This is a genomic window from Inhella gelatinilytica, from assembly GCF_016093295.1.
GTDB classification, from domain to species: Bacteria; Pseudomonadota; Gammaproteobacteria; order Burkholderiales; family Burkholderiaceae_C; genus Inhella; species Inhella gelatinilytica.
In genome coordinates, this window is record NZ_JAEDAL010000003.1 from 29,464 (window position 1) to 52,246 (window position 22,783).

Here is a 22,783-nt window from a genome sequence, read left to right on the forward strand (position 1 = left end):
GAGGGTTACGGGGACAATTCTCCGCGATGAACCCGCTGCATGCTCCCCCCGTGGTCGAAACCGATGTCGACCTGCGCCCCTACAACAGCTTTGCGTTGCCTGCGCGAGCCCGCCGCCTGATTCGCCTGCGCTCCGAGGCCGACTTGCGCTGGGTGATCAACCACCCGGAATGGGGTCCGGTGCCGAAATTTATTTTGGGCGGGGGCAGCAACTTGGTGCTGACACGGGACGTGCAAGCCCTGGTGTTGAAGGTGGAAGTGCTGGGCCGTCGACTTTGGGATGACGGCGACAGCTGGGTGGTGGAAGGCGGCGCAGGGGAGTGCTGGCACGATTTTGTGCAGTGGACCTTGCAACAGGGGGCCCCAGGTTTGGAAAACCTGTCCCTCATTCCGGGAACGGTGGGTGCGGCGCCGGTCCAAAACATTGGTGCCTATGGCGTTGAAGTGCAGGATCGGTTCGAGAGTCTGGATACGGTGGACCTGATGACGGGCCGAACGGTCACGCTGGACCGCGCCGGCTGCCGGTTTGGTTACCGTGACTCGGTGTTCAAGCAGCATCTCAAGGATCGCAGCGTCATCCTGCGCGTTCGATTTCGGTTGCCCAAGTCTTGGCGTCCCGAGTTGGGCTATCTGGACCTGCAGCGCGCCGCAGAGCAAGCCGGCGTGGCGGAGCCCACTGCTCAGCAGGTGGCTGATTGGGTGTGCGCCATTCGGCGGGCCAAATTGCCGGATCCGGCGCAGATCGGCAACGCCGGTAGCTTTTTTAAGAATCCGGTCGTCAGCGAGGCGGTGTGCCGCGAAGTGATTGCCCGCGATCCACATTTGGTTCACTACGCCCTGCCGGATGGCCGCTACAAGCTTGCGGCTGGCTGGTTGATTGATGCCTGTGGTTGGAAAGGCAAGTCCATTGGCGGAGCCGGGGTCTACGAAAAACAAGCCTTGGTGCTCGTGAATCGTGGGGACGCCCGAGGGGGGGAAGTGCTGACCCTCGCGCAGGCCATCCAGGCTTCGGTGTTAGCTCGGTTTGGTGTGGTGCTGGAAGCCGAACCCGTCGTGGTCTGAGCCTTGGCCTTAGGGCACGACGAGGCTGCCACAGGTTTGGTCTTGCCCCTGGTGGCGGTCTCGGGGGCGGGGTGGGCGTTCCGTCGAACCTTGAATCACATCGTGCCAACGCCACTGGGCCTGAATTCGCCACGGCCCGCTGCCGCTTAAGGCGTAGGCGTCCTCGAGACGCACGGTCACGGTTCGCGTTTGGTGGGCCGCCCAGCGCTGGTATTCCGCTTTCTCGGGGTCGCCCCGTTTGGCCCGGCCGCCTTGGTAGGGCAAGGCGGTGTCGCCTTGGTGCACCGTCACGAATGGGTTGAGCCAAGCCCCCTCAAAGGGGCTGCCCCATGTCAAGAGCCACACGGCCGTGGCGCTTGTGTTGCGCAACTCAAAACGCAGCCAATGCCCCTTGGCATCGGCCCTGATGGTCATGTGGCACGCCAGCGGCGCCGGGGCGGGGGCGGGCGGCACGTTGGGCGCCTGGACTGCGGCACTCATGAGAAGTAGGGCTTCGGTCAGCATGGTTCAAGTGTGCGCCGCTTGGCCCGCAGCGCCAAGGCCGGAATGAAAAACGCCGCCCCGTGGGGCGGCGTTGAGAGGCAAGCAACGCTTGATTTAGTTCTGAGCCGGGGTGTTCTCGGCAAAGTATTCGTGGTTGTCCGAGTTGTCCAGCGCCTTGGCGGGATCGCTCTGCGCCAGGCTCTTGGCCGCCGATTGACCATAGGCCCAGTCGTCGGTGCCGGCGATGACGTTGAAGTGCAGCATTTCGTGGATCAAGGTGCCGGCCTTGCTGTCGGTGCCGGTCATGCCCGCGTTCCAGAAGGCGCCGCACAGGTAAATCTTGTACGGTTGCGTCGGGTAGACGTAGGCGTAGGTGCCGGACTTCTTGCAGCTGCAGTCAAAGGTGATGGCGGCGTTTTGGAACGCGTCGCGGGTCTTGGTGAAGTGATCCAGGGCGGTGGCGCGGCCGGCGCTGCTGTAGGTGCCGAACCAAGTCACGTAGCGCGGCGTGCCGCTGCTCAACGTCGACAGATAGCTGGTGGACTGCACCGCGTAGTTGGTGGCTGCCGTGCGAGCAGAGCCCAATTGGCTTTGTTGAGTCGACGAGCAACGGCCGGTGAAGCTGGTCGAAGCGGCGCTCGGGGCCGGATCACTAGGAGCCTTGGTGGCGCTGAGTTGGGCGGTGCGCTCTTCCAGCTTCAAATAGATCGGCTGGCTGTGCAGCGCCTCGGCGCTCGAGCCGCTGTGGCCGTGCGCGTCGTAGCGAATGGTGTACAGACCGTTCTGGCTCATGTCATAGAGGCCGGTCAATTCCACCGAGAAGTTGAGGCTCTCGCCCGCGGCCAGCTTGCGATGGTCCACGGCGCGCGGCATCACGCGCTTGTAGTGAGCGCCCAAGTACAGGGGGCGGGTGCCGTTAACTTCGATCCTGAACAGCGACTCTTCAATGTCGTCGCTGGGCAGCTGCCAGTTCAGCACTTGCACCGGGTGGCGGCAGGTGTTGGTCACGGCCACGTTGACCGTGACATCGGAGTCACCACGCACCACCGGCGACGCGGCGCTCAGGCGCACATCCACACACGACTGGCCCGCTTGGGCGCTCAGGGCCAGGGCGGTGCCGGCCAGGACGAACAGGGTCTTTTTCATGGCGAAAGGAGTAGAAGTGCGCTTCAGGCGCTGGGTTGACGAAAAACGAATTGAAGCTTCGTTTCTCATCAAAAGGAATGAGGGCGCACCCGAAGTGCGCCCTCATTCGCGGGGTAGGAAAACCCCAGGTTATGGATTCGCGGTGATGTATGCCTTACATGCCGACGTAATTGGGGCCACCGCCGCCTTCGGGCGTGATCCACACGATGTTCTGGGTCGGGTCCTTGATGTCACAGGTCTTGCAGTGCACGCAGTTCTGCGCGTTGATCTGCAAGCGGTCGCTGCCATCCTCGTTCTTCATGAACTCGTACACCCCGGCCGGGCAGTACCGCTGTTCCGGCCCGCCAAAGCGCGCCAAATTGGTGGCCACGGGCACGCTGGCGTCCTTCAGCGTGAGGTGGGCGGGCTGGTCTTCGGCGTGGTTGGTGTTGGAGATGAACACCGAGGAGAGGCGGTCAAAGCTGAGCTTTCCATCGGGCTTGGGATAGGCGATGGGCGCACAGGCGCTGGCGGCTTTCAGCGATTCATGATCGGCTTTGTGGTTGTGCAGGGTCCAGGGAGGCGACTGCACGCCAATCTTGGGCAGCAGCCATTGCTCAATGCCCGTCATGAGCTGGCCCATGGTCTTGCCCTTCTTGAACCACAGCTTGAAGTTGCGGGTTTGCTGCAGTTCCTCGTTCAGCCAGCTTTGCTCAAAGGCGGCCGGGTAAGCGCTCAGCTCGTCTTGCGCGCGACCGGCGGCCAGGGCCTCGGCTGCCGCTTCGGCGGCCAACATGCCGCTCTTGATTGCCGCGTGGCTGCCTTTGATGCGCGCGGCGTTCAGGTAGCCGGCATCACAGCCAATCAGCGCGCCGCCCGGGAACACCGTTTTGGGTAGGGCTTGGGGGGTGCCGTTGTTGATGGCGCGGGCACCGTAGCCAATGCGCTTGCCGCCTTCGATGTGGGCCCGAATGGCCGGATGGGTTTTCCAGCGCTGCATTTCTTCGAAGGGGCTCATGTGGGGGTTCTGGTAGTCCAGCCCGATCACGAAGCCCAGCGTGACCTTGTTGTCCTCCAGGTGATAGAGGAAGCCCCCGCCAAAGGTGTCGTCCACCATGGGCCAGCCTGCCGTGTGCACCACTTTGCCGGGTTGGGCCTTGTCGGCCGGGATTTCCCAAAGTTCTTTGATGCCGATGGCAAAGCTCTGAACATCCCGCCCTTCGGTGAGCTTGAAGCGAGTCAGCAGTTGCTTGCCCAGATGCCCTCGGGCGCCTTCGGCAAAGATCGTGTACTTGCCGTGCAGCTCCATGCCGAGCTGGAAGTCGTCACCCGGTTCGCCGTCCTTTTTGACCCCCATGTTTCCCGTGGCCACGCCTTTGACGCGGCCCTGCTCGTCAACCACCACCTCGGCGGCGGCAAAGCCGGCAAAGATCTCGACGCCCAGGTTTTCAGCCTGCTGGGCCATCCACTTGACCACGTTCGAGAGGCTGACCACGTAACAGCCGTGGTTGTGGAAGGTGCGGGGCACCAGCCAGTCCGGCGTGCGGGTGTGGCCGGTTTCACTGAGGAACAAGATGTCGTCACCACTGACCGCCTGATTCAGCGGGGCGCCCAGTTCCTTCCAGTTCGGGAACAGCTCGGTCATGGCGCGGGGGTCCATCACCGCGCCAGAGAGGATGTGTGCGCCGGCCTCGGAGCCTTTCTCCAGCAGCACGACGCTCAAGTCCGGGTTGAGCTGCTTGAGGCGAATGGCTGTTGCCAAGCCCGCAGGCCCGCCACCGACGATCACCACGTCGTACTCCATCGATTCACGAGGGCCAAACTGAGCCAGGATTTCTTCGTTCGTCATGATTGGTGCCGGTTCAATGAGCGCAGGGCGATTCTAGGAATTTCAAAAATAAAACGAACGGTCGTTCTATTTTCTTGGAGCGGGTTCCCTAAAGCCGATACGGGAAAGCCCCGTGCTAACGTGGCCGCTCCTTCCCAATAAATGGGGCTGCATTGTGCAGTGCAATACAAATGAGCATTTCCATTGATCTTTCTGGGCGCGTGGCCCTGGTGACCGGCGCCTCCAGCGGTTTGGGTGCCCAGTTCGCGCGAACCTTGTCGCGCGCGGGGGCGGCGGTGGTGTTGGCCGGGCGTCGCGTGGAGCGGCTGAAAACACTGCGCGCCGAAATTGAGGGCGAGGGGGGGGACGCGCACGTCGTGACGCTGGATGTCACGGATGTGAGTTCCATCCGGGCAGCGGTGGCCCATGCTGAAACGGAAATGGGGACGCTGGACATCCTGATCAACAACTCGGGCGTGTCCACCATGCAGCGGCTGACCGAAGTGACGGAACAAGATTTCGACTTCGTGATGAATACCAACGTGCGCGGTGCCTTTTTCGTGGCGCAAGAGGTGGCCAAACGCATGCTGGCCCGGGCGCAAGGCTCGGCGCCTGGTAGTTTTACGGGCGGGCGCATTGTCAACATCGCCTCCATGGCCGGCTTGAGGGTGGTCAGTCGCATCGGTGTCTATGCCATGAGCAAGGCGGCCGTGGTGCACATGACGCGGGCCATGGCCTTGGAGTTCGGGAAGTACGGCATCAATGTGAATGCCATTTGTCCGGGTTACATCGATACCGAGATGAACCATCACCACTGGAGCACCGACGCTGGCAAACAGTTGATCGAGATGTTGCCGCGCAAGCGGGTGGGGGTCCCGGCCGATTTGGACACCGCCTTGTTGATGCTGTGTGCCAATGAAAGTCGATTCATCAACGGGGCCGTGCTGCAGGCCGACGACGGATTTGGAGTCTGAATGCTGGTGCGAGATCTCACCCCGCTGGAGGCCCGCGTCCTCGCCGTCTTGGTGGAAAAACAGCACACGGTGCCGGACAGCTACCCGCTGTCGCTGAACGCGCTCACCTCGGGCTGCAATCAGAAAACCGCCCGTGATCCCGTGATGAGCGCGGACGAATCCGACGTGCTGGCGGCGCTCAATGCGCTCAAGGACCTGAGTCTGGTGTTCGAGGTCAGCGGCAGCCGGGTTACTCGGTTTGAGCACAACCTCAAGCGCGTGTACGGGGTGCCCGGTCAGGCCGAAGCCTTGCTCACCATCCTGATGCTGCGGGGCCCGCAAACGGCGGCGGAACTGCGATTGAACAGCGAGCGTTTGCACCGTTTTGCGGATGTGTCCTCGGTGGAGGGGTTTCTTGAAGAGCTGGCGGAGCGCGAGCCGCCCTTGGCTCGCAAGCTGCCGCGGGCACCGGGCGCGCGCGAGAGCCGCTGGGCTTCGCTCCTGTGCGGTCCGGTTCAGGTGCCAGAAGGCGGCGTGCTGACCGGGGCAGCCAGTGGCCAGGACGAGGAGATCGCCCGGCTGCGGGCTGAAGTGGAGCTCTTGAAGACCCAATTGGCCCGCGTGATGCGGGAGTTGGGGATGGACGCTGGGGCGGTTGAATGAGTCAGCGGCGCCGCTGGGTGGCCGAATGCGTCCGCAAGATCGAGGCCGACTTTCAACGCAGCGCCGACACGCACCTGATTCCGGTGGCGGTGCCGGGGTTTCCGGACATTGATTTCTATCTGAAGGACGAGTCCAACCACCCGAGCGGGAGCCTGAAGCATCGACTGGCTCGCTCCCTTTTTCTCTATGCGCTGTGCAATGGATGGTTGCGCGAAGGCGCACCGGTGGTGGAAAGCTCCAGTGGTTCTACGGCGGTCAGTGAAGCCTATTTCGCTCGTTTGCTGGGGTTACCGTTTGTTGCGGTGATGCCCGCGACAGTGAGCGCGACCAAACGGGAGGCGATTGCGTTTTACGGGGGGCACTGCCATCTGGTCGAGGACCCCACACAGGTGTATGCCGAAGCCGAACGGTTGGCGCGTAACAGCGGCGGCCACTACATGGACCAATTCACCTATGCCGAGCGGGCGACCGACTGGCGGGGCAACAACAACATTGCCGAGTCCATCTTTGCCCAGATGGCCCGGGAGCGTCACCCCACCCCGGCCTGGTTGGTGTGCAGTGCAGGAACCGGCGGCACCCTGGCCACGCTCGGGCGGTTCGTTCGCTACGGCCGCCATGCGACGCGCGTGTGCGGGGGGGATGCGGAGCGTTCCGTATTTTTTGATCATTACCAGACCCGAGACCCGAATCTGACGCTGGACTGTGGCTCGCGCATTGAAGGGATCGGCCGCCCCCGCGTCGAATCTTCGTTCTTGCCCGACGTGATCGACGCCATGGTCAAGGTCCCCGATGCCTGGAGCGTCGCCGCCATGACCGCGCTGTCACAGCGTTTGGGGCGCCCCGTCGGCCCCTCGACCGGAACCAATTGGATCGCCGCGCTGGCGTGTGCGGCGGAGATGGTTTCGCGGGGAGAGCAGGGTTCCATCGTGACGTTGCTGTGCGACAGCGGTGAGCGCTATCGGCACAGCTACCACGATGCGCACTGGTGCGAGGCGCAGGGCATCAGCGGCGCCGCGTTCACAGAAAGCGTGTCGGTGTGGATGGATCGGGGGGCAGCGCTTCCTGCTGATTTGAAAAGCGCGTGGCGTTTGGGCGGCGCCTTGGCACAACAGGAGGGCGCCTGATGGTGATGCGTGTGGGCTGGGCCCTGGTCTTGGGTTTTTGCATGAGCTGGGCGCAAGCGGCCGATTCAGCACGCCAGGGCGTGGTGATGGCACTGGGCGGATCGGTCCGTTTCGACAACCAAGCGGTGTGGACCCGATTGGTTCAGGAAGCCGGCGGCAAGGGGGCTCGTTTTGCCGTGTTTGCGACGGCCGCTGGCAACCCGGACCGCACGGCGCAGCGGTTGAAGGCGACGCTTGAACAGTACGGGGCGGTGGCCGAAATCGTGCCGGTGGCCCCGCGATTGAAGGGCGTGGATTGGAAGGCCACACGCGATGACCCCAAATGGGTGGAGCGCGTGGCTGCCATGGACGCCGTGTTCTTTTCTGGGGGCTCCCAAGGCTTGATCGTCGACGCCCTGCAACCCGAGGGACAGGCCAGCCCCATGCTGCAGGCGATTCGCCGGGTTCAGCAGCGGGGAGGGGTGATTGCAGGCACCAGTGCCGGCGCGGCCATCATGAGTGCCTGGATGTTCCGCAACGCGCCCGACACCCTGGCTGTTCTTCGCGGGCAGTTGCGTGACGGACAGGAGGTCGACCGCGGCTTGGGTTTTGTGGGCGCTGACCTGTTTGTCGATCAACACTTCTTGCGGCGGGGCCGTATCGGTCGTTTGTTGCCCTTGATGCATGCCAAAGGCTACCGCTGGGGGTTGGGGATTGAGGAAGACAGCGCGGCCTTGATTGCTGGGAATCAGATCGAAGTGGTGGGGGCTCGGGGAGCGTTGCTGGTGGACTTGAGCCGTGCCGAACGAGACAAGCGACTGGAACCCTTCAATCTCCGGGGCGCGCGGGTTAGCTTTCTGGACCGGGGCGACCGCCACGATCTGAGTACCGGGGTGACCACACCCTCGGCGGCCAAACTCACCGACCAGCGCATCGACCCCAACGCGTCAGATTTCAAGCCCTATTTCGACCAGGACCCGTTCTTTCCAGATATCTTGGGGGACAACGTGCTGGTGCGCGCCATCGTGCAGTTGGTCGATGGCCCCACCCGGGAATTGCGGGGCATTGCCTTCAATGGGACCGAACTGCGGGCGCTGCCAGCCCCTCCGCCGGGGCGGCGGGCCAAGCCCGAACCGACACCCGAGGAAATGGGTTTTGAGTTCAGGCTGCACATCCTGCCGGACACCATTGCCTACTACACCGGGGCCCTAGGGGGCGAGGACTACACCGTCTTGCGGGTCGGTTTGGATGTCCTACCGGTTCGCATGACGGCGCCGATCTACCAAGCTTGGCCGCCGGTTAAATCGCCCCAGCGCAAGAACGCACCACCGGAGCGCATCCGTCGCGCTCAAGGCCCCGAGAACCCGCGCGGTTGAGCGCGAAGGAATCCAGATGGAACGTCAAACCCATGTGCTGCAGGGCAGCACCGTTGGCACCCAGCGCTCAGTTCAAAGCCTGCACTTCGGTGCCGGGTCGCGCCGCGTTTACATCCAGGCCAGTCTGCATGCGGATGAAATTCCGGCCATGCTGGTCGCCCACCACCTGCGGCAGCGCCTCACGGTGCTCGAGCAGCAAGGGCAACTTCAGGCCGAGGTGGTGCTGGTGACGGCGGCCAACCCGCTGGGGCTATCGCAGCAAATCCTGGGCAAACACCAGGGTCGTTTCGAATGGGACAGCGGTCACAACTTCAACCGGCACTATCCGGATCTGGTCGAGCCGGCGCTGGCGCGGGCGCGAGCCAGCGGCGAGTTGGGCGCCGATGCGGCTGCCAACACGGCGCTGCTGCGGCGGTGCATGCAGGAGGCGCTGGCGCAGGTCCAGCCCCGCAACGAGTTGGCGAGTTTGCGCCACACGTTGCTGGGTCTGGCACTGAGTGCGGAAGTGGTCCTGGATCTGCATTGCGACAACGAAGGGGTCATGCATCTCTACAGCACGCCGGAGCAGTCCGGGATGGCGGCGCAGTTGGGGCAGTGCCTGCGGGCTGAAGTGGCACTGCTGGCCAATGAGAGTGGGGACTCCCCGTTCGATGAGGCTTGCTCCACGGCATGGCCCCGGTTGCAGCGGGCATTGGCCCCGGATCACCCCCTGCAACTGGGCTGTTTCGCGGCCACCGTTGAGCATCGGGGCGTGTGCGATGTCACCCATGAATGGGCGGCCCAAGATGCCGAGGGCCTGCTGCAATTCCTGGGTCTTCAGGGGCTGATTGTGGGCATGACCCCGCCCCCGGACCACGGCTGCGCCCTGCGCCCCCTGGCCGGATCCCTGCCGGTGGCGGCACCGCATGCGGGTGTGGTCGTGTTCTTGAGCGATCTGGGTGGCGCGGTATCGGCTGGGGAATGCCTGGCTGAGTTGATTGACCCAGTGAGCGGAGAATCCACCCGACTGCTCAGCCCGGTGGATGGGCTGTACTACCGTCGCGAACAACAGCGCTGGGTGCAGGCGGGGCAGACAGTCTTTCAAGTCGCGGGGGCCGAGGCTCAGCGCGTGGGCAAGTTGTTGTCGGCCTAGGCCGGCGCGGATGAGAGCGTGGGATGCAAAGCCTGATCGTTGAAGACCTGCACAAAAAATACGGCGACCGCGAGGTGCTGAAAGGCGTTTCGTTGGCGGCCAAGCCCGGGGACGTGGTGACGCTGATCGGCTCCTCGGGGTCGGGCAAGAGCACTTTTTTACGCTGCCTGAACCTGCTGGAACAGCCGCATCAGGGTCGATTGCGACTCGGCGATGAGGAGCTTCAGTTGGTTCCGGACCGTGACGGCAGTTTGAAAGCACGGGACCCCAAACAACTTCAGCGGTGGCGAGCCCGCCTGGCGATGGTGTTTCAGAACTTCAACCTCTGGGCGCATCGAACCGTGGTTGAAAACGTCATTGAAGCGCCGATCCATGTGCTGGGCGTGAGTCGTGACGAGGCCGTGGCCAAGGCGGAAGCCTTGCTGGCGCGGGTGGGCGTGGCGCATCGCAAGGACGTTTACCCCGCGCAACTTTCCGGCGGTGAGCAACAGCGTGTGGCCATTGCCCGGGCGCTGGCCATGGAGCCGGAGTTGATGCTGTTTGACGAACCCACCTCGGCCTTGGATCCCGAACTGGTGGGCGAAGTGCTCAAGGTCATGAAGGACTTGGCCGCCGAAGGCCGCACCATGATCGTCGTCACCCACGAGATGGGCTTTGCCCGCGAGGTGTCCAACCACACCCTGTTTTTGCACCAAGGCAAGGTGATTGAGGAGGGGCACCCGAAGGACATCCTCATCAACCCCAAGAGCGAACGCCTCAAGGCCTTTTTGTCGGGCGGTCTGAAATAAAGCGAGCCCCGCATGGCGGGGCTCGCTCAGGGTGGCGTTGCCTCAGTGCGCGTGACCCATCGGAGCCGAAGCCCCCAAGGCGCGCACCTTTGCTGTGACAGCCAGAGACTCCACTTTGCCGTCCACATGGCGAACCTGCAACACCAAGGGCAGGTCACTGCCTTCGGTCAGCGTTTGCTTGAGCCCGAAGAGCATGAGGTGCAAACCGCCTGGACGTAGCGTCACGCTTTGACCGGCGGGCAAGGCAATTTGCTCGACCTGGCGCATGCGCATGGTGCTGCCTTCCATGCGCATTTCGTGCAATTCCACTTGCTCTGCTACGGGGCTGCTGGCGCTGACGAGCGCGGCGACAGTCTTGGACTGCAGGGTGACGAAGGCGCCGGTGGCCTTTTGCTGCGCCACGGTGGCGCGGGCCCAGGCATCGGAGGCTTGAACTTGGGCCGCCACCGGAAGGGCGGCCGTCATCGCCAGCAGGCAAGCTGTGAGAAGAGAACGTGTGGTCATGGGCGTCTCACTTCGTTTCTGGTGCTGGGCGCCGCAGCGCCAAAGACAGCCCGACCGCGCCAATCAGGGCAAACAGCAGACCGCTCCAAATTTCATACCCCAGCCCCAAAAAGCGATAGGCCGCGGCTTCGCGGCAATCGGCGGTGACCATGAAGACTTCCGGCCACCGCATTTCCAGGTCCAGAGCGGTGAGGATCTTGTCGGCCGCGGTCATGGCGCAACTGGCTGATTCAGCGGCAACCTCGTGCTGGTAGGTGGCAGCCACTAGGCCGGCGAGAGCGAGCACGATTAAGGGCACCGCCGCCACGCGGACGACCGTGGCCTGGGCGGACTGTGCCGCGACGGCGGCCAATCCCCCCAGGGCGGCCACCGCCGCGATCAGCAAAAACACGCCGCGCTGCAGCACACACCACGGGCAGGGTCGCACCCCACCGACATGTTGGGCCAAGAGCGCGCCGATGACGGCGGCGAGACAAAGGGCGGCCAGCGCAAAGAGCACGCGCGGCCGGTGTTGCAACAGGCGCTCAATCACGGTGCCAACTCGGCAATCATTTCAATCTCGACGCAAGCGCCCAGGGGGATCTGCGCCACCCCAAAGGCACTGCGGGCGTGGGCACCGACTTCGGCACCCATCACTTGGGCGATCAACTCCGAGGCGCCGTTGGTGACCAGATGCTGCTCGGTGAAGTCGGCCGTGGAGTTCACCAGGCTCATCAGCTTGACCACGCGCTTGACGCGGCCCAGGTCGCCCCCAGCGGCGGCTTGCAGCGTGCCCAGCAGGTCAATGGCCACGGCGCGGGCGGCTTGCTGGCCGGTCGCCGTGTCGATGTCCTTACCCAGTTGGCCGGTCCAGACCTTGCCATCGCGCTTGGCGATATGGCCCGACAAGAAAACCAAGGAACCGGTTTGGACATAGGGCACATACGCGGCTGCCGGGGTGGCGACGGCCGGTAAGGTAATGCCCAGGGATTGCAAGCGTTCGGCGATGACAGAACTCGACATGGGGACCTCGGTCGACAACAAGACAAAAACACCGCATCGTACTGGGCCCGCCCTGCCGGGGGATGGCGGCGAGCGGGTGCCGGGTTCGCGGTTCTCGGAGGCTGCGCCGTGGGGGCTGTGGCTCGTGGCCGGCTGCGCCTGGATGCTCGGCCTGGCGGCCGTTCAGTTCCTGCCGCGCTTGGCAACGCCCCCCGAACAAGCCGGCGCGGGCGCGGCGGCTCTGATGCTGCTGCTCGCCTTGGGCGTGCGCCGCCTGCGCACGGGGGTGATCCCGCTGCTGGCATTCGCCGTGGGGGTCGGTTGGGCCCACGGGCGGGCGGAGTGGCGTTTGGCCGACGCCCTGGCCCCGCAACACATCGGCGTGCCGCTAGCGATTGAGGGGGAGGTGACCGGGTTGCCCCAGGCCTTGGTTGGGCACGGGGGGGACGCCGGCTGGCGTCTGGGGTTTGCGGTGGAGCGGGCCCCGGCGGGTGTGCCCAGCCAGCTATCAGTCACTTGGTTCCCGGGCAAGGCTCGGGTACAGGCGCCCAAAGCGGGGGAGCGTTGGCAGTTGACCGTGCGGCTCAAACCTGTGCACGCCCTGCAAAACCCTGGCTTGCCGGACGGGGAGTTGTGGCTGCTGGAGCGCGGCATCCGGGCCCAGGGCAGCATTCAGGCGGGTGTGCGTCTGGCCGAGGCCTCGCCTTGGAATCTGCAAGCGCTGCGCGAGGGGCTGCGCGAGGCCCTAAGCCACACGCTGGCCGACCCGCGCGCTCGCGCCGTCATGGCCGGCTTGGCCATAGGGGATCAAGCGGGGCTCAGCGCGAAGGATTGGGCGCTGCTGCGCGACACAGGCGTGGTGCATTTGTTCGCCATCAGTGGGCTGCACATCACAGGCTTTGCCTGGCTGGCGGGCGCCCTGGTGGCGGCATTGTGGCGGCGCAGTGCCGCCCTCAGTGGTCGCTGGCCGCGCCCGCTGGCTGCGCGCTGGTTGGGGCTGGCCGCCGCTGCGGCCTATGCCGTGTTGGCGGGATGGGGGGTGCCCGCCCAGCGCACCGTGGGGTTGATGCTGGTATTGGCCCTGCTGCACAGCAGTGCGCGGCTGTGGCCCTGGTCCCTGGCATTGACGCTGGCGGGTGCGGTCATCGGCGCGTTCGACCCCTGGGCCCTGGTGACGCCGGGGTTTTGGCTGAGCTTCGTGGCCGTGGCGCTGTTGATGCACGGTGGGGAGCGTCGACCGGCCGCCTCCGCGGTCGCCGGACATCCCCTCGATGACGACGAGCCTTTGTTGCAGGAGCCGCCCACGCGGGCTCAGCGGTGGCTTGGCGCCTTGGGCCATGCGGCGCGCGTGCAGGGCGTCATCACCCTGGGGCTCGCGCCGCTGAGCCTGATCTTCTTTGGTCAGGTGTCGGTGGTCGGTTTGCTGACCAAGGCGGTGGCCATTCCCTGGGTGACCTGGGTGCTGACCCCTCTGGCCCTGATGGGCACGCTGCTGGCGCCCCTGTGGCACGCGGGCGCGGCAGCGACAAACCTGCTCTTTGGGCTGCTTGAAGCCGCCGCGCACCTGCCCGGTGCCGTGTGGTGGTCGGCGCAAGCGCCCGGGGCGGTGCAAGTGCTCGCCCTGGGGGGAGTGGCCGCAGCGGCCTGGCGTTCGCCCTGGCCCCTGCGCGTGGCTGGCGCGGTGGCCGTGCTGCCTGTGGTGCTGTGGCGGCCACCGGCACCCCCCCAGGGTCAGTTTGAAATGACGGTGATCGACGTGGGGCAGGGCAGCGCCGTGTGGGTGCGCACGGCGGGCCACCACCTGCTGTTCGACGCCGGCCCCCGCTGGGGCGGCGGCAGCGATGCCGGCGCCCGCGTGGTGGTGCCGACGCTGCGGGCCCACGGGGTTGGCCATTTGGACGCCCTGGTGCTCAGCCATGACGACGCTGACCACACGGGCGGTGCGCAAAGCGTGCTGTCCGCCTGGCCCATGGCCCAGCGTTGGTGTCAATTGCCGCCGCATCATCCGGTGAATCAGTCGGGGTCTCCCGTCCTGCCCTGCCAGGCAGGGCAGCGCTGGGTGTGGGACGGCGTGGCGTTTGAGTTCCTGCATCCCGAGCCCGCGGAGGCCCGAGGCGCCGCTCCGAAGCAGGCCCCACCGCGCGATAACGCCCGCTCTTGCGTGCTGCGGGTTCAGGCCGAAGGCGGCGTCGCCGCTCTGTTGACGGGCGACATCGAAGCGGCACAAGAAGCGGCGCTGGTGGCGCAGGGCGCCCCTTTGCAATCTGATGTGCTGGTGGTGCCGCACCACGGCAGCAAAAGCTCGTCGACGCCAGCGTTTGTAGCGGCGGTCCAGCCCCGCTGGGCGTTCGCTCAAGTCGGATTCATGAACCGCCACGGTCACCCGGCCGAGCGGGTGCGGCAGACCTACGCGGCGCAGGGTGTGCCGCTGCTCACCAGCGCGGCGTGCGGGGCTTGGCGCTGGTCAAGCGATGAAGCCCCGGGCGCGTCGGGCTGCTGGCGGGTGCAGCGGCGGCGGTATTGGATGGCAGCAGCACCCTCGGCGCTGACTCCTGTGACAGGGGAGGACGGCGATGCTCAGCCCTCACCAAGTTTTTGACACTTGGAGTTCAACCTGCCGTTTCTGCAGCGGGAAGTCCCCCGGAATGGAGCCCGGTGCAGGGCTGGGCTCTCTCGCATCTGTGTTGAACAGATTGCGAAGCGTGCCAGTCACCTGCCAAGCTGTCGGGCTCGCACGGCGCCAGTGCACGGTGAGGTCGAGTAACGCGTAATTGGGAACGGGCGAGCGCAGGTCTCCGGGATCCCGCACACGCCCCGCCACATGCCAAGCTTGTGCGGCAAGGTGCCAGTCGGCGCTCAATCGGCTATCCATCCCCAGTTTCAACATGCGGCCAGGTGTCATGCCTGGTTTGGTATTCAATAGTTTGTCGGTGGAAGATTGAACCGAGAAACTGCCGGTTAGCTTGATTCTGGCGGAGGCCTGCCACCGGACCTCGGTTTCCATGCCTCGGCCTTCTTGGTCTCCCAGGTTTTGCACGGTGCTGCCAGTGGTGGGGTCTGCATTGGGGACCAAGCGAATTTGGTCTCGAACTTTGTAGCGGAATAAGTTGATGCCGAGGCTGAAAGCGGGGCTGGCTTGCCAATCTGCCGCAACTTCCCAAGTTTGAATGCGCTCGGGTTGCAGTGATGGGTTGCCCTGTTGAACGGGGTTGTTCTCCGTATACAGCTCCGCAAACGTAGGAGCTCTGAAGGCCTTGCCAACCAGAAGCTTGAGCGTGAGGTCGTGGCGCGCGTCCCAGACGACAGCCGCTCGCGGGTTGGTGGTCGCGCCAAAGTCGGAGTAGCGGTCATGACGGACGCCCAGGGTCAGCGTCCAATCGGGCTGCACCCGCCACTCGTCCTGAAGCAGCAGGTAGGACAGTCGGCGTTTTTGCGGACGCATGTAGGGATCCGAGGTCGAGGTATCCACCATCTGACCCAAAGGAATGGCGGCCGGGCCGATCCCCGGAATCACCATGAACCTGAAGTTCTTGATTTCATGGGTTTCATAAACATTCACGCGTTGTGCGCCGGCCCCGAAGCGAACCCGGTGTCCTTCGAGCCCTCGAAAGGTCGCAGCCGCTTCGGCGTGCGTCACCCGTGTGCTACGCCCAGGCGAACCGAACATGCCGTCCGGGAAAGCGCCGCCAAACGCTCCAGCAGGGAATAGCCAAAACGCGGTGTCTCCGCTCATACGATTCAAGTCGATTTGCGCTTGAACATCCCAACCGGGGGCCCACTCGGTTTTTTGGTACGAGAGCCCAAGGACGCCCAAACGAACGTCAACCCGGTCACGCCCCGAGAGCGCCGAGGCCAAACCGGCGCCGGTTCCAATGCGCCGCCGGGCCTTGTAGCTACCAAGCAGCTCCCACGATCCAAGGCCCACCGTCAGTTGGGTATCCAAGTCATCGTGAGGTCGGTGTAGCGATCCTGGCGCAAGCGAGGCGCGCGTCCCGAACAGACCGTCCAAGGTGGTTTGCACATCCGCTTCAATGCGTTCATTCGGCCCATCGGTTTGCCCGACTCGCAAATGACCGTACCACTGAAGCGCGCCCTCATGACCACCGTGTGACAGCGTGATGGCGTGTGTATCGCGCGACCCAACCATGACTTTGGTGCGTAGACCGGGCCGTTCTGCCCCACGCCAAGTGGTGACGGCAATCACCCCAGCAAAAGCGTCCGCTCCATATAGGGCGGATCCAGGTCCGCGAATCACTTCGACACGGGCAATCTGCTCCACGGGCATATTCACCCATGCTTCTTCTGGCCCGCCCAAGGTAGGAGCCTGACGTCGAATTCCATCCACCAGGAAAAGCAGCTGGGGTGAGAACTCCCCCCCAATACCGCGCAGGTAATACCGTGGGTCGTAGAGGTAGTAGGTCTTGCCCACATGCAGGCCAGGTACTTGCTCCAATACCTGGCCCAAGTCATTCGCTCCCATTGCGCGAATGTCCTCGGCCGTGAACACCGACGCCACTGCCGGTGCCCGGCGCAGGCTCTGCTTGCTGCCCGTGGCGATGGTCACGGTGGCGGCATCGCCATAGGCCAGGGCGAGGTCTTCTTCGTCAGCTGCAAGACCTGCCAAGGGCAGGGTTAACAGCGGGGTGAGCAGCCAAGAGGGTCGAATCATGACGGGACTCCTTCTTACCAACGCAATGTGGTTTCAAGGCTCAGGCTGCGCGGTGCCTGGGGCAGGTCGTTCACGATGCGTCCGGGCGCCAAGCTGGGCTCGCGGATATCGGCGTTGCCGCAATTGCGGCAGTGCAGGCTGAGCGTGTAGCGGGGCTGGACCCAACGCAGGCTGAGGTCGGCACGCGTGTAGTCCGCCACCGGCGGCCGGGCGTCCCCTAGGGCGCGGGCCCGGTCGGCCACGTGAAGCAGCCGCAGGGCCAGGGCCCAGGCACTGTGCGGGCGCCAGTCCACGTCCACACTCATCACCCGGGCGGGGGCATAGCCTGGGGCGGCGCCAGTGCTTTCGTCGCGGGCGCGCTGGTGGGCCCATTGCGCACCCAAGCTCAGCCCGGGCTGCACCTGCCAGCGCCACTCCAATTCCAGGCCGCGCCCGGTTTGGTCGCCAGTGTTGTTGAAAGTGGTGCCGGTGCCGGGAGTGGGGTTGGCCGTGGTCCGGATGATGTCTTCCATCCGGTAGCGGAACAGGTTCAGGTTCAGCTGCATCTGGCGCTGTGGCTGCCAGAGCAGGGCCAGCTCCGTGGTGCGGATGGTTTCGGGCTTGACGTTCGGGTTGCCCCGTGCCACGGGGTTGGTGATGGAGTACAGCTCGGCAAACCCAGGGGCACGGTAGGCCTGGCCGTGCAGCAGCTTGGCCGTCAGGTTGTGGGCGGCCTCCCACACCAGGGCAAAGCGGGGATTGGTGGTGTGGCCCACGTCGGAAAAGCGGTCGTGGCGCAGGCCCGCGGTCAGGCTCCAGTCGGGGGCCATCTGCCAACTGTCCTGAAGATAGAGGTAGCGCACTTGGCGCCGCTGGGGGCGGATGAAGGGATCGGTGTCGCTGTGGTCGCTGAAGCTGGGGAGGGGAATGGGCAGCCCATTGGGGGCGTAGCTGAAGTTCTTGCCCTCGGCAGTGCGGTACAGGTCGATGTCGTCGATGCCGGCGCCCAGACGCCACTGGTGGCCGCGCCAGCCGGTCCAGTTCAGGTAGGCGCTCAAGCGCCACTGGTGCTCCCAGGTCTCCGGCGCTCCCAGCATGGCGTTGGGGAAGCTGCCGGTGGGGAACTTCGCTCCGGGCGGGAAGATGACAAAGGGCGCTGGAATGAGCTGTTGGTAGCCGTGGTAGGAGAGGCTGGCTCCAGCCCCCAGGCTGTCCCCCAGGTGCTCCTCGGTCCAGCTCAGGTCGGCCAACAGCCGGCGTGTGCGCTCCAGGGATTCGGCGTCCAGGGACTGGGCAACACCGATGCCCGATTGCATGTCGCGCACCTGATAGGTGGCCCGCAGCCGCCAGTTGCGCAAACCCAGGTCCATCCCCAGGTCCAGCGTGTCACGCCCCACGCTCAGGGCCGACGGGGCATGGCTGACTTGGGTCCCAAAGGCGGCGTCGTTGGCGGTTTGGGCATCCTTCTCAACGGTTGCTGCAAAGCCATCGCTGAAGCCCCGGTGGACGTGCCAGGCGTAATCGAAGTCGCCGATCACCCCGCCTTGCTGCCACCAGGCATCACGGCTTTTGAACGAGCCGACGTGGGCGCCGGCCTCGGCCTTGGGCAGGTCGCGGCCATTGCGAGTCACGATGTTGATCACTCCTGCATAAGCATCTGCCCCGTAAAGGGCGGAGCCCGGCCCGCGCAGCACTTCGATACGTGCGATGGTCTCGACCGGCCACCCGCGCCAGCCTTTGGTGCCGCGATCGCCCCGCACCGAGACGGTCATGGGGTGGCCGTTGTGCAGCACCAGGATCTGCTGATTGAATTGCGAGTAGATGCCGCGCATCACCCACAGCGGTGAGTACAGCAAGCTGGTTCGGGAGACATGAAGCCCGGGCACGCGCGCCAGCACGTCCTCCAAGTCGGTGGCGCCCATGGCCTGGATGTCGTCGGCCGTGAACACTGTGGCCACCGCTGGGGCCCGTCGCAGGGGTTGTTTGCTGCCCGTTGCAATGCTCACCGTGGCCTGGTCGCCGTAGGCCAGGGCGAGGTCTTCGTCCTCGGCAGCGTGGGCGGAGCCCAGCGTCGCACCGAGGGCGAGCAAGAAGGGAAGGGGCCGAAGCTTCATGGCGATCTCCTGGCGGTCTCGGCTGATTTCAACAGGTTGCGGCCCGGATGGGTGTGGCACCGGCAACACGTCCCGGGCAACCCCCCGCAAACCCGGGGCGGGGGCCCCATTCAGCCCTCATGCGGGGTTTCGGGGGCAGTGCGAGGCAGGGTGACGATGACTTGGGTTCCCAGGCCGGGGGCGCTGTCCACCGCAATGCGGCCGCCCAAAAGGCCGGTGACCAGGGTGTGGACGATTTGCATGCCCAGGCCCGAGCCGCCCTGGCCGAACTTGGTGGTGAAGAACGCCTCGAACACTCGTTTGCGAACGGCCTCTTCCATGCCATTGCCGTCGTCGCTGCAGACGATCTGGACGTGGTGGTCGCCCCAGGGGCGGCATTCGACGCGGAACTCGCCGCCGTCGCGCCCGGCAAAGGCGTGGATCAACGCGTTTTGCGCGATGTTGGTGATCACTTGCCCCAGTGGGCCGGGATAGCTGTCCATGCGCAGGTTGGGCTCCAGGTGCGCAATGACCTGGAAGGGTGTCCGCTTGAACATGGGATGCAGGGTGGTGAGCACCTCACGCAGGACCTCGTCCGCCTTGAAGGCGCGACGTTTGTCAGTGGTCTGATCGACGGCCAATTGTTTGAAGCCGCTGATGATCTCGGCCGCGCGCTGCACGTTGCGGGTGACCAGCGAGCTGGTGTCGACGCCTTCTTGCAGGCCGCGCTCCAAGTCGGAGCGGCGCAGGCTCCCCTCGGTCATGGCGCGCGCCAGCTTTTGCTGCTGCTCCTCTAGCGTGGTGGCGGCCATGAGGGCGTTGCCCAACGGGGTGTTGAGTTCATGGGCCACGCCGGCGACGAGGCGCCCGAGGGAGGCCAGTTTTTCGGTTTCCACCAGGTGGTTCTGGGCCTGGGTCAGGGCATCCAGCGCTTGGTGCAGCTCTTGATTGGCCGTGGAGAGCGAGGCCGTTCGCTCGGCCACCCGCCGCTCCAGGGTCTCTGCGTGCGCGGCCAGTTGGTCGTTCTTGTGCTGCAGTTCTTTGTCGCGCTGCTCCAGCGTGTCCATCATGCGATTGAAGACCTCGGCCATGCGGACCAGATCCTTGGGGCCGTAGGGCCGCGCCCGGGCCGCCAAGGCGCCATCGCCCGCACGGGCCATCACCTCCGACAGTTCCCCCAGCGGTCGCGAAAGCCGCAGGGCGAGTTGACGCAGCACCCAAATCAGCACCACCGCGCTGGCTAGTCCCACGCCAAAGTTGATGAAAATCAGGCGCCGCACGAGGTCGGCCAACGCCGCCTTGCCTTGGGTGACTCGCACATAGCCCAGCAGTTCACTACGGGCGGGTTCACCATCGAAGGGGGAGGCCTCGGAAGGTTGCGTGAGCACGGGGGCAACGAAGCTCCAGTAGTCACCGCTTTCGGCTTCCAAATAGGCGGCACTGGCTTGCGCGCGCGGGCGGGAGGCGGCTTGGGCGGGCGCGTTGCCCCGGGCGATCAGCACCACGCCGTCGGGGTACAGCAGTTCCACACGCTGCACATCGGGGTAGGAAAAGGCGCGGTCCAGAGCGGCCCGGGCGTTGTCACCGCCTTGGGTGAGCAAGGCCAACTGGCTTTGCTGGGCCAGGCTGTGGGCCAGGTTGAGGCCCTGGGCCTGGAGCGTCTCGCGGGCTTGGAGGCTGCTCTGCCAGGAGCTCAGCCAGGCGGAAAGGCTGCCGGCCAGCAACACGCCCACGCCCACCGCAATGGTGAGCTGGCGCCGGAACGTGCTGCGCAGCAGCCGCTCAAGCCAGTCGGAGGGCAGCAGGCTTTTCATCGTTCGGGAAGCAGCAGGTCATAGGTGCGCTGCACTTGGGGGCTGAGGTCCACGCCCAAGTGACTGGCGGTTCGGGTGTTGAGGGCCGCGTGCACGTCGCGCAGGGCTTGCGGGCCTTTGGTGGGGCCGGTGCGGGCCAGCACCGCCAGGGTCGTCGTCCCCAGCGTGCGGCCCAGTTCCGGGTTGTTGGGATACAGCGAAAACAAGGCGCCGCGGCGCACGTGCGCCAGGTTGCTGGAAAACACGGGCACGTTCCGGTTCCAACTCTCTTGAATGACCAGCGGCAGCACCGCCGCTTCGTCCACCGTGCCGGGGTCTTGCGGCAGCCACAAGGCGTCGGGTGCGCTGGCTTGCGCAAAAAAATCTTGGTAGTGGCGCAAGGCCGTTTTGAGGTCTTCAGCCTCCAGGGTCCGCAGTTCCAAGCCCGTGGCGCGCGCGGCGTCTTTTGCCAGCGGCATCAGCCAGCCGCTGCTGCGGTTGGAGAACACCACGGTGACGCGTCGCACGCCCGGCGCCAGCAACTTGAGGCGCTGGAACAGCAGCTGAGGGTCGGGCGCGAGGCTCAACAGGGCTGCGGTGCGGCTATCGCCTTCAGCGGGGCTGATGATGCCGCTGCCCACCACGTCGCAGTCGAGGGTCAGGGCGGTTTTCAGGGCAGCGCGCCCCAGGGCCACGACCACCCGCGGTTTGCGTTTGCCCAGCTCGGCCGCCAGGGGGGCGGGGTCCACTTGGGGGGGCACCGGGTGCCGTTCCACCCGGCCCGCCAGACGCTCGTCCAGGCCCGCCAGAATTTGGGCGAAGACCGACCGGAAGGGCTCGCCCAGCTCGGGGTACAGCACGGGCACCGTTTCGCGCGGGGCCGAGGCCTGGCTCCAAACGCCGGACGGCCCCACGGCCCAGCAGCCCGCCACCCACCGGCACCATGTGCGGCGGTTCAACGGGCGCAAAAGCGGGGACGTGGGCGGGTGCATCCGTTCAAGCCTACCGCGACTTCAGGGCGCTGGGCGGGACTTGCACTTCGAAAAAGACGGAGATCCGGGGATTCGCCTCAGGGCCGCGGGTCTTCGCGGACGGGGCCGGAGCCTTCGCTCGGGCGCTCGGGCTGCCCGGCGTTCCGGAGCTGGGCGATTCGCTCCCCCAGGGTCGCCACCGCCAGCGCGTAGTAAGCGGACCGGTTGTAGCGGGTCAGTACGTAGAAATTGGGACTGCCCAGGACGTAGGTCGGCGGTTTGGCCCCCCCGTTGTCCAGCTTCACCAGCGCCCAGGGCGTGGGGGTCGGGAGGGGCAAGGAAATGCCGGCGCTTTGCAGCTCGTCGGCCGACCAGCGCGGCTCAATGTCCGGCTCCAACAAGCGAGCCAGCGCATGGGCATCGGGCGGCGCCTCGGCTGGCCAGGCCCAGGCCAGGTGCGAAACCAAGCCGCGCTGCCAGCCGTGCTTTTGCAGGAAATGGGCGACCGACCCAATCGCATCCACGGGCGAACCGCGCAAGTCCACCTGGCCGTCGCCGTCAAAGTCCACCGCGTAGGTGCGCCAGCTGCTGGGCATGAACTGGCCCCAGCCCATGGCCCCGGCAAAGCTGCCGCGGAACTCCGCGGGGTCCCGGCCGGTTTCACGGCTCAAGCGCAGGAACTCGGACAATTCGTCGCGGAAAAACCCGCTGCGGTTGCTGCGCCCGACTGGAAAATCGAAGGCCAGCGTGGCCAGGGCGTCCAGCACGCGATAGCGGCCCAGGATCTGACCGTAAAACGTCTCGACCCCAATGATCCCGACGACCACCGAGGCCGGCACACCGGTCTGCTGTTCGGCACGAGCGAGCGCGGCTTCATGCTGGGCCCAAAACGCGAGACCGGCCTGCAAACGCTTGGGCTCTATGAATCGGTCCCGATACGCCCCCCAGTCCTTGGCCTGCCCCACAGCGGGCGGAAGAATCAGTTGCGCCACCGAGGCCTGGTAGCGCGCTTGGCCCAGCTGGGCCAAAACTTCGGCCTCGGTCCATCCGTTGAGGGGCCCCGCCACCTGGGCGTGCGCCCAAGCCCGCACGTCCCGGCGCTGCTCATAGTGCCCGGTCCGGCTGCCGTGCACGGGCGCGGCGGCCGCCGTGAGGGTGGGGGCCTTGCGCGGCGCTTTTTTCTTGCCGGGCGCAGCCATCACGGGCTGGGCAAGCGCGACGGTGAGCGCCCACACCAGGGCGCTACGAACGGGAACATGGAACCGGCTGAGCACAAAAACC

The 22,783-nt window shown here is 65.4% G+C and carries 19 protein-coding genes; 8 read left to right on the forward strand and 11 right to left on the reverse strand.

Features of this window, described 5'->3' with window-relative positions; translation table 11 throughout:
* The first annotated feature begins 26 nt into the window (after positions 1-26).
* Positions 27-1,061 (forward strand): UDP-N-acetylmuramate dehydrogenase, encoded by a 1,035-nt coding sequence (gene murB, locus I7X43_RS08030; RefSeq protein ID WP_198100422.1) that lies wholly within the window; start codon positions 27-29, stop codon positions 1,059-1,061.
* Positions 1,062-1,070: 9 nt separating this feature from the next.
* Here murB and I7X43_RS08035 read toward each other — a convergent pair whose 3' ends face one another.
* The 3 genes from I7X43_RS08035 to I7X43_RS08045 all read right to left on the reverse strand — a co-directional run bounded on the left by I7X43_RS08035 (position 1,071) and on the right by I7X43_RS08045 (position 4,518).
* Positions 1,071-1,565: a hypothetical protein gene (locus I7X43_RS08035; RefSeq protein ID WP_198100423.1), complete on the reverse strand. Its 495-nt coding sequence runs from the start codon at positions 1,563-1,565 to the stop codon at positions 1,071-1,073.
* 93 nt (positions 1,566-1,658) lie between these two features.
* Positions 1,659-2,690, reverse strand: coding sequence for a M35 family metalloendopeptidase (locus I7X43_RS08040; RefSeq protein WP_198100424.1), 1,032 nt, complete (start codon positions 2,688-2,690; stop codon positions 1,659-1,661).
* A gap of 154 nt (positions 2,691-2,844) precedes the next feature.
* Entirely contained in the window at positions 2,845-4,518 is a 1,674-nt protein-coding gene (locus I7X43_RS08045) for an electron transfer flavoprotein-ubiquinone oxidoreductase (RefSeq protein WP_198100425.1), read from the reverse strand.
* 170 nt (positions 4,519-4,688) lie between these two features.
* Between I7X43_RS08045 and I7X43_RS08050 the strand changes: the two genes are divergently transcribed.
* The 6 genes from I7X43_RS08050 to I7X43_RS08075 are packed head-to-tail and all read left to right on the forward strand — an operon-like array spanning position 4,689 to position 10,512.
* On the forward strand, positions 4,689-5,471 hold the full coding sequence (locus I7X43_RS08050; protein ID WP_198100426.1) for an SDR family oxidoreductase: 783 nt from the start codon (positions 4,689-4,691) through the stop codon (positions 5,469-5,471).
* Positions 5,472-6,113, forward strand: a complete 642-nt coding sequence (locus I7X43_RS08055) for a YceH family protein (RefSeq protein WP_198100427.1) — start codon at positions 5,472-5,474, stop codon at positions 6,111-6,113.
* Positions 6,110-7,237, forward strand: a complete 1,128-nt coding sequence (locus I7X43_RS08060; RefSeq protein ID WP_198100428.1) for a PLP-dependent cysteine synthase family protein — start codon at positions 6,110-6,112, stop codon at positions 7,235-7,237. The genes I7X43_RS08055 and I7X43_RS08060 overlap by 4 nt, the downstream gene beginning before the upstream one ends.
* The gene (locus I7X43_RS08065; RefSeq protein ID WP_198100429.1) at positions 7,237-8,592 is read left to right on the forward strand and encodes a cyanophycinase; all 1,356 of its coding nucleotides are present in this window, start codon (positions 7,237-7,239) and stop codon (positions 8,590-8,592) included. The genes I7X43_RS08060 and I7X43_RS08065 overlap by 1 nt, the downstream gene beginning before the upstream one ends.
* A 16-nt stretch (positions 8,593-8,608) precedes the next feature.
* Positions 8,609-9,724 carry a succinylglutamate desuccinylase/aspartoacylase family protein gene (locus tag I7X43_RS08070; protein WP_198100430.1) on the forward strand — a complete coding sequence of 372 codons (1,116 nt, stop codon included), beginning with the start codon at positions 8,609-8,611 and terminating at the stop codon, positions 9,722-9,724.
* Positions 9,725-9,747: 23 nt separating this feature from the next.
* Positions 9,748-10,512 carry an ABC transporter ATP-binding protein gene (locus I7X43_RS08075; RefSeq protein WP_198100431.1) on the forward strand — a complete coding sequence of 255 codons (765 nt, stop codon included), beginning with the start codon at positions 9,748-9,750 and terminating at the stop codon, positions 10,510-10,512.
* A gap of 42 nt (positions 10,513-10,554) precedes the next feature.
* On the opposite strand, the gene I7X43_RS08080 is transcribed toward I7X43_RS08075, so the two are convergent.
* Genes I7X43_RS08080 through I7X43_RS08090 form a run of 3 tightly spaced genes read right to left on the reverse strand, consistent with a single transcriptional unit; the run spans position 10,555 to position 12,018 of the window.
* Positions 10,555-11,016, reverse strand: a complete 462-nt coding sequence (locus I7X43_RS08080) for a copper chaperone PCu(A)C (RefSeq protein WP_198100432.1) — start codon at positions 11,014-11,016, stop codon at positions 10,555-10,557.
* A 7-nt stretch (positions 11,017-11,023) separates the two neighbouring features.
* Entirely contained in the window at positions 11,024-11,548 is a 525-nt protein-coding gene (locus tag I7X43_RS08085) for a disulfide bond formation protein B (protein WP_198100433.1), read from the reverse strand.
* Positions 11,545-12,018, reverse strand: a complete 474-nt coding sequence (locus tag I7X43_RS08090) for a RidA family protein (RefSeq protein WP_198100434.1) — start codon at positions 12,016-12,018, stop codon at positions 11,545-11,547. The genes I7X43_RS08085 and I7X43_RS08090 overlap by 4 nt, the downstream gene beginning before the upstream one ends.
* On the opposite strand from I7X43_RS08090, the gene I7X43_RS08095 reads away from it, so the two are divergent.
* Positions 12,002-14,596, forward strand: coding sequence for a DNA internalization-related competence protein ComEC/Rec2 (locus tag I7X43_RS08095; protein WP_198100435.1), 2,595 nt, complete (start codon positions 12,002-12,004; stop codon positions 14,594-14,596). The two genes, I7X43_RS08090 and I7X43_RS08095, sit on opposite strands and share 17 nt — an antisense overlap.
* Here I7X43_RS08095 and I7X43_RS08100 read toward each other — a convergent pair.
* The 5 genes from I7X43_RS08100 to mltB form a co-directional block, all read right to left on the reverse strand.
* Positions 14,582-16,666 carry a TonB-dependent receptor plug domain-containing protein gene (locus tag I7X43_RS08100; protein ID WP_198100436.1) on the reverse strand — a complete coding sequence of 695 codons (2,085 nt, stop codon included), beginning with the start codon at positions 16,664-16,666 and terminating at the stop codon, positions 14,582-14,584. The two genes, I7X43_RS08095 and I7X43_RS08100, sit on opposite strands and share 15 nt — an antisense overlap.
* 14 nt (positions 16,667-16,680) lie before the next feature.
* On the reverse strand, positions 16,681-18,759 hold the full coding sequence (locus tag I7X43_RS08105; protein WP_198100437.1) for a TonB-dependent receptor plug domain-containing protein: 2,079 nt from the start codon (positions 18,757-18,759) through the stop codon (positions 16,681-16,683).
* A gap of 110 nt (positions 18,760-18,869) precedes the next feature.
* Positions 18,870-20,552 (reverse strand): sensor histidine kinase, encoded by a 1,683-nt coding sequence (locus I7X43_RS08110; RefSeq protein ID WP_198100438.1) that lies wholly within the window; start codon positions 20,550-20,552, stop codon positions 18,870-18,872.
* On the reverse strand, positions 20,549-21,523 hold the full coding sequence (locus I7X43_RS16565; RefSeq protein WP_198100439.1) for an ABC transporter substrate-binding protein: 975 nt from the start codon (positions 21,521-21,523) through the stop codon (positions 20,549-20,551). Before I7X43_RS16565 ends, I7X43_RS08110 begins: the two co-directional genes overlap by 4 nt.
* Positions 21,524-21,600: 77 nt before the next feature.
* Positions 21,601-22,776 carry a lytic murein transglycosylase B gene (gene mltB / locus I7X43_RS08120; protein WP_310737538.1) on the reverse strand — a complete coding sequence of 392 codons (1,176 nt, stop codon included), beginning with the start codon at positions 22,774-22,776 and terminating at the stop codon, positions 21,601-21,603.
* Positions 22,777-22,783 lie beyond the last annotated feature (7 nt).

Coding starts and splice junctions, on each gene's coding strand:
- murB (WP_198100422.1), top strand. CDS start 27: ATGAACCCGCTGCATGCTCCCCCCGTGGTCGAAACCGATGTCGACCTG.
- I7X43_RS08035 (WP_198100423.1), bottom strand. CDS start 1,565: ATGCTGACCGAAGCCCTACTTCTCATGAGTGCCGCAGTCCAGGCGCCC.
- I7X43_RS08040 (WP_198100424.1), bottom strand. CDS start 2,690: ATGAAAAAGACCCTGTTCGTCCTGGCCGGCACCGCCCTGGCCCTGAGC.
- I7X43_RS08045 (WP_198100425.1), bottom strand. CDS start 4,518: ATGACGAACGAAGAAATCCTGGCTCAGTTTGGCCCTCGTGAATCGATG.
- I7X43_RS08050 (WP_198100426.1), top strand. CDS start 4,689: ATGAGCATTTCCATTGATCTTTCTGGGCGCGTGGCCCTGGTGACCGGC.
- I7X43_RS08055 (WP_198100427.1), top strand. CDS start 5,472: ATGCTGGTGCGAGATCTCACCCCGCTGGAGGCCCGCGTCCTCGCCGTC.
- I7X43_RS08060 (WP_198100428.1), top strand. CDS start 6,110: ATGAGTCAGCGGCGCCGCTGGGTGGCCGAATGCGTCCGCAAGATCGAG.
- I7X43_RS08065 (WP_198100429.1), top strand. CDS start 7,237: ATGGTGATGCGTGTGGGCTGGGCCCTGGTCTTGGGTTTTTGCATGAGC.
- I7X43_RS08070 (WP_198100430.1), top strand. CDS start 8,609: ATGGAACGTCAAACCCATGTGCTGCAGGGCAGCACCGTTGGCACCCAG.
- I7X43_RS08075 (WP_198100431.1), top strand. CDS start 9,748: ATGCAAAGCCTGATCGTTGAAGACCTGCACAAAAAATACGGCGACCGC.
- I7X43_RS08080 (WP_198100432.1), bottom strand. CDS start 11,016: ATGACCACACGTTCTCTTCTCACAGCTTGCCTGCTGGCGATGACGGCC.
- I7X43_RS08095 (WP_198100435.1), top strand. CDS start 12,002: ATGACAGAACTCGACATGGGGACCTCGGTCGACAACAAGACAAAAACA.
- I7X43_RS08090 (WP_198100434.1), bottom strand. CDS start 12,018: ATGTCGAGTTCTGTCATCGCCGAACGCTTGCAATCCCTGGGCATTACC.
- I7X43_RS08100 (WP_198100436.1), bottom strand. CDS start 16,666: ATGATTCGACCCTCTTGGCTGCTCACCCCGCTGTTAACCCTGCCCTTG.
- I7X43_RS08105 (WP_198100437.1), bottom strand. CDS start 18,759: ATGAAGCTTCGGCCCCTTCCCTTCTTGCTCGCCCTCGGTGCGACGCTG.
- I7X43_RS08110 (WP_198100438.1), bottom strand. CDS start 20,552: ATGAAAAGCCTGCTGCCCTCCGACTGGCTTGAGCGGCTGCTGCGCAGC.
- I7X43_RS16565 (WP_198100439.1), bottom strand. CDS start 21,523: ATGCACCCGCCCACGTCCCCGCTTTTGCGCCCGTTGAACCGCCGCACA.